Origin of the sequence: Mesorhizobium alhagi CCNWXJ12-2, assembly GCF_000236565.1 — a bacterium.
Taxonomy (GTDB): domain Bacteria; phylum Pseudomonadota; class Alphaproteobacteria; order Rhizobiales; family Rhizobiaceae; genus Allomesorhizobium; species Allomesorhizobium alhagi.
Genome location: NZ_AHAM01000169.1, coordinates 15,885 through 30,263 on the forward strand (window position 1 = coordinate 15,885; position 14,379 = coordinate 30,263).

16 protein-coding genes, 2 tRNA genes and 1 pseudogene are annotated in these 14,379 nt (G+C 64.3%); 7 read left to right on the forward strand and 12 right to left on the reverse strand.

Annotation, left to right across the window (positions count from 1 at the left end):
- Positions 1–36: 36 nt before the first annotated feature.
- From lexA to MAXJ12_RS19485, 6 genes are all read right to left on the reverse strand, one after another.
- On the reverse strand, positions 37–756 hold the full coding sequence (lexA, locus tag MAXJ12_RS19460) for a transcriptional repressor LexA (protein ID WP_008837680.1): 720 nt from the start codon (positions 754–756) through the stop codon (positions 37–39).
- Positions 757–861: 105 nt separating this feature from the next.
- Entirely contained in the window at positions 862–2,067 is a 1,206-nt protein-coding gene (locus tag MAXJ12_RS19465; RefSeq protein WP_008837681.1) for a molybdopterin molybdotransferase MoeA, read from the reverse strand.
- Positions 2,067–2,555, reverse strand: a complete 489-nt coding sequence (moaC, locus tag MAXJ12_RS19470; RefSeq protein ID WP_008837682.1) for a cyclic pyranopterin monophosphate synthase MoaC — start codon at positions 2,553–2,555, stop codon at positions 2,067–2,069. Before moaC ends, MAXJ12_RS19465 begins: the two co-directional genes overlap by 1 nt.
- Positions 2,556–2,558: 3 nt before the next feature.
- On the reverse strand, positions 2,559–3,371 hold the full coding sequence (gene trpC / locus MAXJ12_RS19475; protein WP_008837683.1) for an indole-3-glycerol phosphate synthase TrpC: 813 nt from the start codon (positions 3,369–3,371) through the stop codon (positions 2,559–2,561).
- Positions 3,372–3,375: 4 nt separating this feature from the next.
- Positions 3,376–4,386 (reverse strand): anthranilate phosphoribosyltransferase, encoded by a 1,011-nt coding sequence (trpD, locus tag MAXJ12_RS19480; protein ID WP_008837684.1) that lies wholly within the window; start codon positions 4,384–4,386, stop codon positions 3,376–3,378.
- A gap of 8 nt (positions 4,387–4,394) precedes the next feature.
- Positions 4,395–6,284, reverse strand: coding sequence for a SurA N-terminal domain-containing protein (locus tag MAXJ12_RS19485; RefSeq protein ID WP_008837685.1), 1,890 nt, complete (start codon positions 6,282–6,284; stop codon positions 4,395–4,397).
- A gap of 147 nt (positions 6,285–6,431) precedes the next feature.
- On the opposite strand from MAXJ12_RS19485, the gene tpiA reads away from it, so the two are divergent.
- The 4 genes from tpiA to MAXJ12_RS19505 all read left to right on the forward strand — a co-directional run bounded on the left by tpiA (position 6,432) and on the right by MAXJ12_RS19505 (position 10,963).
- Positions 6,432–7,199 carry a triose-phosphate isomerase gene (tpiA, locus tag MAXJ12_RS19490; protein WP_008837686.1) on the forward strand — a complete coding sequence of 256 codons (768 nt, stop codon included), beginning with the start codon at positions 6,432–6,434 and terminating at the stop codon, positions 7,197–7,199.
- 190 nt (positions 7,200–7,389) lie between these two features.
- Positions 7,390–7,842 carry a preprotein translocase subunit SecG gene (secG, locus tag MAXJ12_RS19495; RefSeq protein WP_008837687.1) on the forward strand — a complete coding sequence of 151 codons (453 nt, stop codon included), beginning with the start codon at positions 7,390–7,392 and terminating at the stop codon, positions 7,840–7,842.
- Between the two features lie 211 nt (positions 7,843–8,053).
- Positions 8,054–9,130: a L,D-transpeptidase gene (locus tag MAXJ12_RS19500; RefSeq protein WP_040586970.1), complete on the forward strand. Its 1,077-nt coding sequence runs from the start codon at positions 8,054–8,056 to the stop codon at positions 9,128–9,130.
- 204 nt (positions 9,131–9,334) lie between these two features.
- On the forward strand, positions 9,335–10,963 hold the full coding sequence (locus MAXJ12_RS19505; RefSeq protein WP_008837690.1) for a CTP synthase: 1,629 nt from the start codon (positions 9,335–9,337) through the stop codon (positions 10,961–10,963).
- A 146-nt stretch (positions 10,964–11,109) separates the two neighbouring features.
- Here MAXJ12_RS19505 and MAXJ12_RS36880 read toward each other — a convergent pair.
- The 3 genes and pseudogenes from MAXJ12_RS36880 to MAXJ12_RS19515 form a co-directional block, all read right to left on the reverse strand.
- Positions 11,110–11,217: pseudogene (locus MAXJ12_RS36880) on the reverse strand (23S rRNA (guanosine(2251)-2'-O)-methyltransferase RlmB); the annotation flags it as partial.
- The gene (locus MAXJ12_RS19510) at positions 11,216–11,635 is read right to left on the reverse strand and encodes a hypothetical protein (protein WP_008837691.1); all 420 of its coding nucleotides are present in this window, start codon (positions 11,633–11,635) and stop codon (positions 11,216–11,218) included. The gene MAXJ12_RS19510 and the pseudogene MAXJ12_RS36880, both read right to left, overlap by 2 nt.
- A gap of 52 nt (positions 11,636–11,687) precedes the next feature.
- Positions 11,688–12,539, reverse strand: a complete 852-nt coding sequence (locus tag MAXJ12_RS19515; RefSeq protein ID WP_008837692.1) for a TrmH family RNA methyltransferase — start codon at positions 12,537–12,539, stop codon at positions 11,688–11,690.
- Between the two features lie 199 nt (positions 12,540–12,738).
- On the opposite strand from MAXJ12_RS19515, the gene MAXJ12_RS19520 reads away from it, so the two are divergent.
- Together MAXJ12_RS19520 and MAXJ12_RS19525 are read left to right on the forward strand one after the other, a co-directional pair.
- A tRNA-Tyr gene (locus tag MAXJ12_RS19520) sits at positions 12,739–12,823 on the forward strand.
- Positions 12,824–12,899: 76 nt separating this feature from the next.
- Positions 12,900–12,973: transfer RNA gene (locus MAXJ12_RS19525), tRNA-Gly, on the forward strand.
- Between the two features lie 87 nt (positions 12,974–13,060).
- On the opposite strand, the gene MAXJ12_RS19530 is transcribed toward MAXJ12_RS19525, so the two are convergent.
- From MAXJ12_RS19530 to MAXJ12_RS19540, 3 genes are read right to left on the reverse strand one after another with little or no spacing between them, the layout of a single operon-like run.
- Positions 13,061–13,429: a helix-turn-helix domain-containing protein gene (locus tag MAXJ12_RS19530; protein WP_008837693.1), complete on the reverse strand. Its 369-nt coding sequence runs from the start codon at positions 13,427–13,429 to the stop codon at positions 13,061–13,063.
- Positions 13,430–13,443: 14 nt separating this feature from the next.
- Positions 13,444–13,695 carry a type II toxin-antitoxin system RelE family toxin gene (locus MAXJ12_RS19535; protein WP_008837694.1) on the reverse strand — a complete coding sequence of 84 codons (252 nt, stop codon included), beginning with the start codon at positions 13,693–13,695 and terminating at the stop codon, positions 13,444–13,446.
- Between the two features lie 59 nt (positions 13,696–13,754).
- Positions 13,755–14,126, reverse strand: coding sequence for a VOC family protein (locus MAXJ12_RS19540; protein ID WP_040586964.1), 372 nt, complete (start codon positions 14,124–14,126; stop codon positions 13,755–13,757).
- Between MAXJ12_RS19540 and MAXJ12_RS38555 the strand changes: the two genes are divergently transcribed.
- A partial coding sequence (locus tag MAXJ12_RS38555) for a hypothetical protein (RefSeq protein ID WP_210160943.1) occupies positions 14,125–14,379 on the forward strand: 255 nt, incomplete at its 3' end. The two genes, MAXJ12_RS19540 and MAXJ12_RS38555, sit on opposite strands and share 2 nt — an antisense overlap.

Below are 14,379 nucleotides of genomic sequence, written 5' to 3' on the forward strand. Positions count from 1 at the left end.
GCCTGAAGACGCCGACAGGCCCGCCGGCGAATCGTCTCAATAACGCCGGATCAGCCCGACGAGCTTGCCCTGCACCTTGACCCGGTCGGGGCCAAAAATCCGCGTCTCGTAGGCCGGGTTGGCGGCCTCGAGCGCGATGGACGCGCCCTTGCGTCGGAAGCGCTTCAGCGTCGCTTCTTCCTCGTCCACCAGGGCGACGATGATCTCGCCGGGGTTGGCGGTATTGGCGTTGCGGATTATGACGGTGTCGCCGTCGAAAATACCGGCCTCGATCATCGAATCGCCCTTCACCTCGAGCGCATAGTGCTCGCCACCCGAAATCATTTCCGGCGGCACGGAGATCGAATGCGTCTTATGCTGGATCGCCTCGATCGGCACGCCGGCCGCGATGCGTCCCATGACCGGGATCGAGATGGACGCGCGGGCGTCGTCGTCATTGCCGGCGGCTGGCACGCGCGACGGCTCGGGTGGCCGGCGGCCGAGGCTGCCTTCGATGACGCTCGGCGAGAATTTCCGCGCCGCGTTAAGACCCGGCGCGATGGAATCGGGCAGCCGCAGCACCTCCAGCGCCCGCGCCCGGTTGGGCAGCCGGCGGATGAAGCCGCGCTCCTCGAGCGCAGTGATCAGGCGGTGGATTCCCGATTTCGAGGCAAGGTCCAACGCATCCTTCATCTCGTCGAAGGAAGGAGGGATTCCGGCCTCTTTCAGCCGTTCATGGATGAAGAGCAGCAGTTCATGTTGTTTGCGCGTCAGCATCACAACCCCCAAGAATCAAACGGAAAACAAATCCAGAACAAACACTATCTGTTCCAGTTGTGTTCTGCAACCTTTTAAATTTTAATGAACGCGTTGACGATTTGTTCAGCGTAACATCAGAACGTCGCACGGAGCGCCGGCATCTGCGGCAGTTGCGAAGGGCTCTCGCACGATCAGCGCGTTGGCGTCGGCGAATACCTTCAGCATTGACGAATCCTGGATGCCGAACGGCGTCGCCTGAAGCCCGTCCGGGGTGGCTTCCACTACGGCGCGGATATAATCCTGGCGTAGATCGTTGGCGGGGAGGGCGGCTGCGAGGCTCGCCCGTCGAAGGTCCGGCTGGTGCGGCCTGCCGCCGAGTTGCGCGAGCAGCGGCCTCAGAAACAGATGCGAGCAGACCAGGCCCGCCACCGGATTACCCGGCAGGCCGAGGCAGCGCGTTTCGCCGAGCCGCCCGAACATCAGCGGCTTGCCGGGCCGCATGGCGATTTTCCAGAAATCGAGTACGACGCCCTCGCCGGTCAGCACGTCGTGGATGAAATCGTGCTCGCCGACGGAAGCCCCGCCAAGCGTGACGATCACGTCGGCCCGCGCATCCAGCGCCCGACGGACCAGCGCCGAAATCGCCTCCTTGCGGTCCGGCGCTATGCCGAGATCGAGTACGCGCGCGCCGGCCGATTGTGCGATCGCGGCGACGCCGAGGGCGTTGGACGCGATGATCTGGTCCGGTCCGGGCTCGCTGCCCGGCGGCGCCAATTCGTCGCCGGTCGCGATGATCGCCACCAGCGGCCGCTTGACTACGCGAAGCGTCGCGTGATTGGCGGATGCGGCGAGCGATAGCGCAGCCGCATCGAGCACGCGCCCGGCTTCAAGCAGCAGGTCGCCCTCGGTGAAATCCAGCCCCTTGCGCCTGATGTGGCGGCCGGCGACGACCGTTTCCGTCACTTCAACCCCGCGCTCGCCGACGCTGCTCGTGTCTTCCTGGATGACGATCGTGTCGGCGCCCTTCGGCATCGGCGCACCGGTGAAGATACGCACGGCCTGTCCGGGACCGACCTCGCCGGGAAACCGCCGTCCGGCGGGAGCCGCGCCGATGATCTCGAGTTGCACCGGCACATCTGCGACGTCGGCGGCGCGAACGGCGTAGCCGTCCATGGCCGAGGCGTCGAAGGGGGGCTGCGTCCGCAGCGCCTCTAGCGGTTCCGCCAGCACGCGCTCCGCCGCTTCCGGCAGCGGCACGGTCTCCGCCTCGCCCGGCGCGGCGCCGTCCAGAAGCAGCCGCAAGGCGTCCGCTACCGGCAGCAGCGCCATTACGCACCCGCCCGGTAGTCTCCGGACTTGCCGCCGGTCTTTTTGACCAGCCTTATCCCGGAAATCTCCATGCCTCGGTCCACCGCCTTGGCCATGTCGTAGATGGTCAGGCAGGCGACCGAGGCCGCGGTCAGCGCCTCCATTTCCACGCCTGTCTTGCCGGAGACGCGGGCGAGCGCGATGACGCGCAGCCCGGGCAGGGCCGGCTCAGGCTGGATGTCGACGGACACTTTGGTGAGCAGCAGCGGGTGGCAGAGCGGGATCAGCTCATGCGTCTTCTTGGCGGCCATGATGCCGGCGATGCGCGCCGTGCCGAGCACGTCGCCCTTCTTGGCGTCGCCGGCCATGATCATGCGCAGCGTCTCGGGCAGCATGGTGACGATGCCTTCGGCGACCGCCGTCCGCTCGGTCTCGGCCTTGGCCCCTACATCGACCATATGCGCCTCGCCCTTGGAGCCGATATGGGTGAGCTTCTTGCCGCCGGCCATGGGCTAACCCTCGGCGGCGACGGTTTCGCCGGTCAGCAGTGCGCGCGTCGCAGCCGCAACATCCGCCTGCCGCATCAGGCTTTCGCCGACGAGGAATGTATTTATTCCACTCCGCGCCAGCCGCCGGCAATCCTCATGCGAAAAGATGCCGCTTTCGCCGACAAGATGCCGGTCCGCCGGCACGAGTTTCGCCAGCCGCTCCGAGGTTTCGAGACTGACATCGAACGTCCGCAGATTGCGGTTGTTGATGCCGATCAGCCGCGACGACAGTTTTAGCGCGCGCTCGGTCTCGGCCTCGTCGTGCACTTCGACCAGCGCGTCCATGCCGAGTTCGAACGCCGTCTCCTCGAGCGCGCGGGCGTTGTCGTCGTTGACGCTCGCCATGATGATCAGGATCGCGTCCGCGCCCCAGGCGCGGGCTTCATGAACCTGATAGGGATCGAACAAAAAGTCCTTGCGCAGCGCCGGCAGCTTCGTCGCGCGCCGCGCGGCCGTCAAAAACTCCGGCGACCCCTGGAAGGAAGGCGCGTCCGTCAGCACCGACAGGCACGCCGCGCCGCCCTGTTCGTAGGCGCGCGCCAGCGCCGGGGGATCGAAATCGGCGCGGATCAGACCTTTCGACGGGCTCGCCTTCTTGATTTCGGCAATCAGTGCGAACTGACCCGCCTTCTTTCTTGCCTCGAGCGCGGCCAGGAAGCCGCGCGGCGCATCCGTGTCGCGCGCCGCCTTCTTCAGCTCGGAAAGCGGCATGCGCGCCTTGGCGGCGGCGATCTCGTCGCGCTTGTAGGCTTCGATCTTTCGCAAAATGTCGGCCACGGCGCTATCCGTTCGATACTTTGACGAGCGCATCGAGCACGCCCGCGCCGCGGCCATTGTCGATCGCGGTGGCAGCCTGCCTGACGCCGTCGGCCAGCGTCTCGGCCTTGCCCGCGACCACCAACCCGGCGCCGGCATTCATCAGCACCGTGTCGCGATAGGCGCCCGGCTGGCCGTGCAGCATATCGTGCAGGGCCTTGGCGTTGAAGGCAGCGTCGCCGCCGCGCAAATCCTCGCGGGCATAGCGCTTCAGACCGAGTTCCTCGGGCGTGAGCACGAAGCTGCGCAACTCGCCGCCGTTCAACTCGCTGACATGGGTCTCGCCGGTCGTGGTGATCTCGTCGAAGCCGTCGCCATGCGCTACCCAGGCCCGCTCCGCGCCGAGAGTCTTCAGCGTCTCGGCCACCGGACCGACCCATTCAGGCGAGAACACGCCGACCATCTGGCGCTTGACGCCGGCCGGGTTCGACAGCGGGCCGAGCAGGTTGAAGATGGTGCGGGTGCCGAGTTCCGCCCGGATCGGCCCGACATGGCGCATCGCCGGATGGTGCGCCGGCGCGAACATGAAGCCGACGCCCGCCTGGCGGATGCAGTCGCCGATTTGCTCGGCGGTGAGATCGATCTTGATGCCGAGCGCGGTCAGAACATCGGCCGCGCCGGTCTGCGAGGAAAGCCCGCGATTGCCGTGCTTGGCGACAGGCACGCCGCAGCCGGCGATCACGAAGGCCGAGGCGGTCGATATGTTGACGCTGTGCGAGCCGTCGCCGCCGGTGCCGACAATGTCGATTGCCTCCGCCGGCGCCTCGACCCGCAGCATCTTCTCGCGCATCGTCGCGACCGCGCCCGAAATCTCGGCGACGCTTTCGCCGCGCACCCTCAGCGCCATCAGGAAAGCGCCGATCTGGCCGGGCGTCGCTTCGCCCGACATGATGATGTCGAACGCTTCCTTCGCCTCTTCGAAGGTGAGGGCGCTGCCCGTGGCGGCCTTGGCGATGTGCGGTTTCAGCGTGGTCATGGCGGGCTTTAGAAGGCCAGCGCCTGGTCGATAGCGGCGCGATTGATCTCTACTTCATATTGCGTCTGCAGCCGCGCGACCAACTGGTCGAGCAAATCGTTGGCAAGGCCGGACGAGAACGAGGCCTGCGCGTCCTCGGGCACGGATTCAGGGCTGGCGCCGGCAGGCTCGAACACTTCCGTCACCTTGAACAATATTTGCGCGTCGCCCGTCGGCGCCTGGATCACACCGCTGCCGCCTTCCGCGACAGCGAAAACCGCTGCGACGCCTTCCTTGCCGAAATCGGCATCGTCGGCTTCGCGCTTCAGACCGCGCTTGGTCTGCTTTTCGAGCGAGAGTTCGGTCGCCAGCGCGTCGAGTTCGGTTCCGTCCTTCAGCCGCTTTTCAAGCTCGGCGGCCTTTGCCGCCAGCCGCTTCGTGGTTTCCTCGGCTATCCAGTCGGCGGCGGCCTTTTCGCGTACCTCTTCCAGCGTGCGGTCACGGGCCGCGGTGATGCCTTCCACTTCGAAGAAGACAAAACCGCTCGAGCCGATATTCACGGGCGGGTTTTCGACATTCGCCTCGGTCTCGAAAGCGGCCTCAAGCAACTCGCGCGATTGCGGCAGGTCGGCGTGGACGCTGCCGTCGGGCAGGCGCCCCGCGCGATCGATCGCTTCCACCGTCACCACGTCGAGCTTCAGCTTCGCCGCAGCCTCGCGCAGCGATTCGCCCGCCGCGCGCGAATCCTCATAGCTATCGTGGACGTCGAGCAGCACGCGGTTGGCCTCGGAGAGCGCCAGATCCTTGCGGATTTCGGGGGCGACCTCCGCCAGCGGCCGCACAACTTCGGGCTTGATCTCGGTGACGCGCAGCAGGACCGGGCCGAACGCGCCCTGGACAACCGGGCTAACCTCGTTTTCGGCGAGCTTGAACGCCGCCTCTGCCACCGCCTTGTCGGCGATCTTTTCCTTGCTGAGCGTGCCGAGCAGCGTATCGGCCCGCGTCTTGCCTTCGGCCGCCACGATCTTCTCGAAGGTCGCGCCGCCCTTCAGCGAATCAAGCGCTGCCTGCGCGGCTTCCGGCGTCTTGAAGACGAGCTGCTCGATCGTGCGGGTTTCCGGCGTCGTGTAGCGCGCCTTGTTCTGTTCGTAATCGGCCGCGACCTGCTCGTCGGTTATCGCGCTTTCGTCGGCGATGTCTTCCGGCTCGAGCTTCACATAGGAAATCTTGCGGTATTCCGGCGCTGCATAATTGGCCTTGTTCTCCTCGAACCAGGCCGACAGAACTGCTTCCGACGGCGGCTCGACCGGTTCCACCAGCGCTTTCGGCAGCACGATGTATTCGGCCGTTCGGTCCTCGCCTCGATAAAGGGCGACCGCACGCAGGAACGTGTCGGGCGCTTCCAGCCCGTCCGATACCGCTTCTACGATCTGCTGGCGCACCGCCACCTGGGCGCGGTTGTTGAAATAGTCTTCCGGCCGCATGCCGATCTCGCGCAGCACATAATCGAATTGCTGCCGGCTGAACTTGCCGTCGGGGCCGCGGAAGGCAGGATCTTCGACGGTCAGAGAGGCGAGACGATCCTTGGACAGGCCGAGACCGAGCGTGCGGGCCTGCTCGTCCAAAACCGCGCCGGCGACGAGCTGCCCGAGCACCTGATTGTCGATGCCGAGCGCCGTCGCCTGTTCGCGGGTCAGCCGCTGGCCGAACTGCTGGGACAAGACGTTGACCTGGCGGTCATAGGCCAGCCGGTATTCGACGGCCGGCACGGTGGTGCCACCCGCCGTGACCACGGCATTGCCGCCGATCACGCCGAGCATCGACCCCGAAATTCCCCAGACCGCAAAGCTAAGGACGAGAAGGATGAGCAGCAGCTTGGCGACCCAGGTTCCGGCGGCATTTCGCAGACTATTGAGCATATTCACTTCCGATTGTCGCGCATTTGCCATGCGCTTGTCTGAACAAAGGGCAATAGCGTCCCCGAAGGCCAGTGTCGATTGCTTTGTGGGCTGATTTTGATAGTGAGGGCGCCAGTCCGCGCTGCTTATCTGGAGGAAACGATCGCCATGACGCCTGGAATCCGCCCGCTTGTCGCCGGCAATTGGAAAATGAATGGCACCAGCGTCTCGCTGAACGAATTGCGGGCGATCGGCCACGGGTTCCTCGGCGGCCTCGATTCCGAGACGGAAGCGCTGGTCTGCGTTCCCGCCACGCTTCTGGCGCGCGCCGCCGAAGTGCTTTCCTCGACGCCCGTGCGCCCCGGAGGCCAGGATTGCCATGCCGAGCAGAGCGGCGCGCATACCGGCGACATTTCCGGCGAAATGCTGAAGGATGCCGGCGCCACCCACGTCATCGTCGGCCACTCGGAGCGCCGCGCCGATCACGGCGAAACCGATGCTATCGTCCACGCCAAGGCCGAAGCGGCCTGGCGGGCCGGCCTGGTCGCCATCATCTGCATCGGCGAGACGCGAGACCAGCGCGACGACGGCGAAACGTTGTCGGTGCTGTCGCGCCAGGTCGCCGGTTCGGTCCCGGCGGCCGCCACGCCGTCCAACGCCATTGTCGCCTATGAGCCGGTCTGGGCGATCGGCACGGGACTGACGCCCACCGCGCTTGACGTCGCCAAGGCTCACGCCCACATCCGCGCCGAACTGGCCGCAACGATCGGATTCGAAGCCGCAGGCAAGATGCGCATTCTCTACGGCGGCTCGGTCAAGCCCTCCAATGCCGTCGAGCTTCTCGGCGTCGATAACGTCGACGGCGCGCTGGTGGGCGGCGCCAGCCTCAAGGCCGCCGATTTCCTCGGCATCGCCGAAGCCTATCTTTCGATGTAGCCTCGGAAGCCCCTTCATCAGGGACTTAACGACAGGCTCGGCTTTTCCAGGCGGCGCGGATGCAGCGCATTGCAAAGGCGCTGCCGTTCCCCATATTCCGGGCGGGCTTGGAAATGCCACGAAAGCATTGTAATGAGCCGCCTCAAATCGCGGACCACAGCGCCGCCAATCAATCCTGCCAGGTGAATTCATGGAAACTGTAGTCATCGTCGTTCATCTGATGATCGTGCTTGCCCTCGTCGGCGTCGTGCTTCTGCAGCGCTCCGAAGGCGGCGGTCTCGGCATTGGCGGCGGCTCCGGCTTCATGACCGCGCGCGGCGCGGCCAATGCGCTGACCCGCGCCACCGCGATCCTGGCGATAGCCTTCTTCGCCACGTCGCTCACGCTTTCGGTCATCGCGCGCTATGGCGAGCGGCCGATCGACATTCTCGACCGCGTGCCGGCCGCCGGCCAGGACGGCGGCGCGGGCGTGCTCGACCAGCTCGGCGGCTCCGAGACCGCACCTACAGCGGTGCCCACCGGCGACGACGCCGCCACTCCGCCTGCAGCCGCGCCAGCGGTGCCGACCGGTGACGACGCCGCCGCAACCCCGCCGGCCACTGCACCGGCTGCGCCTGCCGCTCCACAGGTTCCGAACCAGTAATCGCATCGTCACGCGCCGCCACTGTGATGAAATAAGCACAGTCGCGGCAAATGCTGCGCGGCTAACGTCGCTCCGGCGGCTCGGCGCGGTTCAAACCGTTGAGCCGCCGGGCTTTAATCGGTTATAAAGCGCGCGGCGGCAGTGTTGGCACTTGCAAGCGCATTTTCTTGCGCCGGCACAAATCCGCGTCGACACTTTCGGGATCGTTTCCATGCATATTCGCAGCCTCATTTTCCTAGGCCTCTGCGCCGCTATAGGCATGTCCGCGCCGGCTTTCGCCGAGGCGCCCGCCAAGACCTATCTGTTCTCCTCCAAGGCGAAGGCCAATGAGGCCGAGGCCAAGGCGGCGGAACAGGCCCCCAAGAAAAAGCTGACCGCCAAGGAAAAGGCCAAGCAGAAGGCGCTGGCAAAGGCAAAGGCCAGGGAAGAAGCCAAGCTGGCAGCCGCCGCCAAGGCCGAGGAACAGGCCAAGCTTGCTGCGAAAGCCCAGGCCGCCGCGGAAAAGAAGTTCGCGAAGCAAAAGGCGATCGAGGCGAAGCAGCTTGCCGCGCGCGCCAAGGCCGATGCCGCGGCCCAGCGCAAGCTGGCAAGGGCGCAGGCCGCCGAAAACGCCAGGCAGGCCGAACTTGCCAGGCTGACGTCGCATGATGTCGCGCGAACCGGCAACAACGGCGAATTGCGCAGCGAAGCTGTGGAGCAGCCGCAGCCCGGCTTCTTCCAGGCGCTGTTCGGCGGAGCGGCGCCGCAGAACCGCATGCTTCCGCAGACCCGTGCGCTCGACGCCGTCCTCGAACAGAAGCAGGCCAACAGGAAGTTCCGGGTCAAGTCGGACTACGAGCCGCAGTCGGTCGCCTTCTCCGGCTACAGCCGCGGCACCATCGTCATCGACACTTCCGCCCGCTACCTTTATCTCGTCGAATCGTCCTCCAGCGCCCGCCGCTACGCCATCGCGGTCGGCCGCGAAGGGCTCGAATTCAAGGGCACGGCCAAGGTCGGCGACAAGCAGGAATGGCCGCGCTGGATCCCGACGCTCGACATGCAGAAGCGCGAGCCCAGGAAATACGGCCAGTACAAGGACGGCATGCCCGGCGGCCCCGACAACCCGCTCGGCGCGCGCGCCATCTACCTCTACCAGGGCAAGAAGGACACGCACATCCGCATCCACGGCACCAACCAGCCGCAGACGATCGGCACCAATTCGTCGAACGGCTGCTTCCGCATGGTCAACGAGCACGTCATGGACCTCTACGGTCGCGTCAAGATGGGCACCCAGGTCGTCGTCATGTGACCGCCGCGGGAGCATGATCCCGAAAAGTGGGAACCGGTTTTCGGGAAAGATCATGCTCGAACGAAATACGGCATCGAAAGGCCGGCGCGCATGCCGGCCTTTTTGTTTGCGCCGGCAAATCCCATCCAGCGCCTGCAGGAAAAACCGTTTCTGGCGGATTTTCCTCTGGCGGAATCAATCCCGGAGCGTTAAGCGATAACTCCCATGGCGCGATATGTATTCATCACCGGCGGCGTGGTTTCCTCCCTTGGCAAAGGTATTGCGGCAGCGGCCCTAGGCGCCCTGCTGCAGGCGCGCGGCTATCGCGTGCGGATCCGAAAGCTCGATCCCTACCTGAATGTCGACCCTGGAACCATGTCGCCATACCAGCATGGCGAGGTCTTCGTGACCGACGACGGGGCCGAGACCGACCTCGACCTCGGCCATTACGAGCGCTTCACCAACCGCTCGGCCAATCAGAGCGACAACATCACCACCGGCCGCATCTACAAAAACATCATCGAGCGCGAGCGCCGCGGCGACTATCTCGGCGCGACCGTGCAGGTCATTCCGCACGTCACGGACGAGATCAAGAATTTCATCCTCGACGGCAACGACGACTACGACTTCGTTCTGTGCGAGATCGGCGGAACGGTCGGCGATATCGAGGCGATGCCGTTCCTGGAGGCGATCCGCCAACTCGGCAACGATCTGCCGCGCAACAACGCCGTCTACGTCCATTTGACGCTGATGCCGTATATCCCGACCGCCGGAGAGCTGAAGACCAAGCCGACCCAGCATTCGGTGAAGGAGCTGCGCTCGATCGGCATAGCGCCGGATATCCTGCTGGTGCGCGCGGACCGCGCCATTCCCAAGGAAGAGCGCAGGAAACTGTCGCTGTTCTGCAACGTCCGCGAGAGCGCCGTCATCCAGGCGCTCGACGTCGGCCACATCTACGATGTGCCGATGGCCTATCACAAAGAGGGGTTGGATTCGGAAGTCCTCGCCGCCTTCGGCATCGATCCGGCGCCGAAGCCACGCATGGACCGCTGGCAGGAGGTTTCGACCCGCATCCACAATCCGGAAGGCGAGGTCACGATCGCCGTCGTCGGCAAATACACCGGCCTCAAGGACGCCTACAAATCGCTGATCGAGGCGCTGTCGCATGGCGGCATGGCCAATCGCGTGCGGGTAAAGCTCGACTGGATCGAATCGGAGATTTTCGAGAAGGAAGACCCGTCGCCCTGGCTCGAAAAGGTCCACGGCATACTGGTCCCCGGCGGATTTGGCGAGCGCGGGGCGGAGGGCAAGATCCTGGCGGCCAAATTCGCCCGCGAGCGCAAGGTCCCGTATTTCGGCATCTGCTTCGGCATGCAGATGGCCTGCATCGAGGCCGCGCGTTCGTTGGCCGGCGTCGAAAACGCTTCCTCGACGGAGTTCGGCCCGACGGACGAGCCGGTGGTCGGCCTGATGACCGAATGGCTGAAGGGCAACATGCTGGAAAAGCGCCGCGAAACCGGCGATCTCGGCGGCACGATGCGGCTCGGCGCCTATGAGGCGCATCTCGGCAAGGGATCGAAAATCGCCGAGATCTACGGCGACACGGTGATCTCCGAACGCCACCGCCACCGCTACGAGGTCAATGTCGACTACAAGGAGCGGCTGGAAGGCTGCGGGCTGGTCTTCGCCGGCATGTCGCCGGACGGCGTGCTGCCGGAAACCGTCGAATATCCCGACCACCCCTGGTTCATCGGCGTGCAGTACCACCCCGAACTGAAGAGCCGGCCTATGGAGCCGCACCCGCTTTTCGCCAGCTTCATCAATGCGGCGGTGGAGCAGTCCAGGCTGGTTTAGTCGGTCTGTTCGTTCGGACGACCCGCGAGGCAACGGGGGATAAATTACGCAGGCGGGCGGCCGCGATACGCAAAAAGCTTAACTGGAATAAAGGCTTAGCGTGTCATGTCGCTTGCCGTCCGCCGGAATTTGTTCACAACCGCCTATCAGGCCCTCGTAAGCCAGCGTTTGGCTGCATAAAGCGACACGGCGGCAGCATTCGATACGTTGAGCGAGCGGATAGCGCCCGGCATGTCGAGACGGGCAAGCGAGCTACGTGGCGTTACCTGCCTGCTTGCCAAAAAATGTTCTTACATTTGTCATGAACATGATCGGGACCATCGCGCCGGCGAGAAATGTGCTCAGCATCGCGAACTGTTCCGAGCCAGGACTGTAAATGCCATATCCAAAGAGGGGCGAGATCGCTAGGAGCAGCGCATTCATGCCGACGAAAAGCGATGGCGCCCAGCGGTGAAAGATCAGGAGCAGCGCAAACGACAAAGCGGTCACTGCAAGCAAAGCTATGGACAAGACAATGAGGCCGGGTGTTCCAAGCCTATCGATAGGTGTCTCCTCCAACAGAATGAACGTATTCAGTTCGGTGGGGAACGGCACAAAAAAATCCCAGACACCTGCTGCGATCGACGACGCGAAACATAGCAGCGTAAGAAATCGGAACTGATTTCTAGTCATTTATCCCCCACTCCGCCAAGCCGTGACCGCTCAGTCTAAGATCTGGCGAAGCCTAGCTCCCCAAAAACCTCTTCGCCGCATAAAGGCTCACCGCCGCCGCGTTCGACACGTTGAGTGAGCGGATAGCGCCCGGCATGTCGAGACGGGCAAGCGTGGTCACGGTTTCGCGCGTTCTCTGGCGCAGACCCTTTCCCTCGGCGCCGAGCACCAGCGCAATTTTTCCGCCGGAAAAACTTGTCTCCAGTTCCGCCGGCCCGTCCGAATCGAGCCCGATGGTCTGGAAGTCGGCTTCGTGAAGCTGGCCGATTGCGTCGGCGAGGTTCTTCACCTCGATCTGGTCGATATGCTCCAGCGCGCCGGACGCCGCCTTGGCCAGCACGCCCGATTCCTGTGGGCTGTGCCGCGCTGTCGTGATCAGCGCGCCGGCGCCGAAGGCCACCGCCGAGCGCATGATCGCGCCGACATTGTGCGGGTCGGTCACCTGGTCGAGCACCAGCACCAGTTTCGTGTCGCCGAGCGCGTCGAGCCGCTTCGGCCTCAAGGGCTCGGCCTCGATGAGCACGCCCTGATGCACGGCGTCGCTGCCGGTGATCCTGTCGATGTCGCGCGGCTCGACGATCTCGGCCGGGAAGGGCAGGGCGGCGACATTGCCGATCTCCAGCCGCTCGGCGGCGTTGCGGGTCACCAGCATGCTTTTGATCCGGCGGCGCGGATTGTCGATCGCCTCGCGCACAGTATGCAGGCCGTAGAGCCGGATCAGGCCTTCGGCGGCCGCCTCGCCGGGCGGCGTGGGCGGGCGGGTGCGGAAGGCCGGTGGACCGCCCGCCTTCTGGTCGCGGAAGGTCCGCCGCAGCCTGGCGTAATGTGTGTCCTTCGGCGTTTTCGATTTCTTGTCGTCGCTCATGGCCGTTCCTATATCCGCGGTCCGGCGCTTTGGATAGGCGGGCGACCCAAGCCGGCGAATTTCACGGCGAAATCTCCCGCCCTGCGGTTGACAGGATTTTATCGCGCCGCCATAAGGCGCTTCGCGATGCCGGGCAGGTCATTGATCTTGCTGCGGTCCCGCAAAAAATGCCTCGCAGCATGGCTCCCGGCAGCAGTTTGGAGAGGTGCCCGAGTGGTTAAAGGGGACGGACTGTAAATCCGTTGGCTCAGCCTACGTTGGTTCGAATCCAACCCTCTCCACCACTGCCGGTCCGGAAGCCCAGTGACGGTCCGAAAGCGGTATCGCTTTTCGGAACGGATCATGCGAAGACAGCACGGCGCGGGTGTAGCTCAATGGTAGAGCAGCAGCCTTCCAAGCTGAATACGAGGGTTCGATTCCCTTCACCCGCTCCAGGTTCCCGCCGATTCTACTCCCGTCGCCGACGAGAGACGTGCCGCTCGTGAAGGCATCCACTCTGCGGGTCTGACAGACTACGCAGGTCACCCTTCAATCCAGGACAACGGCACGTCGAGGACGGTGGCAAGCTTTTCGAGCGTGCTATGACTAGGTGCGCGGCGGCGGGCTTCAAGATCGGAGAGGAAGCCCTGCGTAACGCCGGCCTCTGCGGCAAGCCTGTCCTGCGTCAAGCCCCGCCATTTGCGAAGCGCCTTGAGGCGGCTTTCCCCGCGTATAATCGCCATGGAAACTTCGGCCGGCAACGTAGACAGGTCCTCCGCCTTGCGCGCGTCGTAAATCGCCACGTCCGCGGCGTCTTCCTCCGCGTCGGCCACTGCGGAAAGCAGTGCGTCGTATTCGGTCTTGGCGAGAAGGACGAGTTCTTCGCCGCCGGGAGTCTTGATGATCTGCATTTTTGCGGCTCCTTTCAGTTCTTGCGATAGGTGGTCGTCTCGCGCTTGCCGACATAGACCGCAAGGATGGTTGTCTTGTCCTCATCGAAAATGACGCGGTAGCGGCCAATGCGGAGCCGAAAGCCATCCCGACCAGCAAGACGCTTCACATCACCTTGGCCGCCTACCGCATACTGGTAGAGACCTTCCGACACCTGCTCGCGCGCCTTCGAGTCGAGATTATCGAACTCCCGGGCGGCTTTGTCGGTCAGAATGATCGTCTTCATTGCGATAATATCGCAGATTGCCGGCTATCGTCTAGCGATAAAATAGCCATCTACGACGACTATGCCGCCGGGCTGCACATCTGCAGGCGGTTGCCGAACGGATCGGTGAAGCCGGCGAAGGTGACGTAGCCGGGAAAGACCTGCGGGTCGTCGCAGGCGACGGCGCGGCGGCGAAGTTCCTCGACCGCCGCATGGCAGTCTTCCACGTCGAGCACCAGCGTCGTTCCGGCCGACGGCCGCCAGCCTGGTTCGGCCAGGGTGACCGAGACGTTGCCCGCGCCTTCGCGGCCTGACGAAAACTCGATCCAGCCCGCCTCCGGCAGATCGTAGAGCGGCTCGCCGAGCCCGAGAATGTCGCGATAGAAATCGCGGGCGCGGTCGAGATCGGTGACCGGGATCGACACGACATTGATGCCTTTGAACAGTTTCATGCTGTATGACTCCTCGAATCCTCGGCGTCTCCGCCAGGCGGTGGCCTTCCGCCCGGAGCTGCCGACACTATATAGCCGCTTCGGCTGCGGAGCCGATTTCCAGAGCGACGGGAATGCCTTGCCAAAAGGCTCTTGTGTTTTTTGGCCGTTCTCGCTAATCGCCCCGCATTCGAACGAGCTAAATCCCCGTTGCCAAGGAAAGAATACGATGGCCAAGAGTAAATTCGAGCGCACGAAGCCGCATGTGAACATT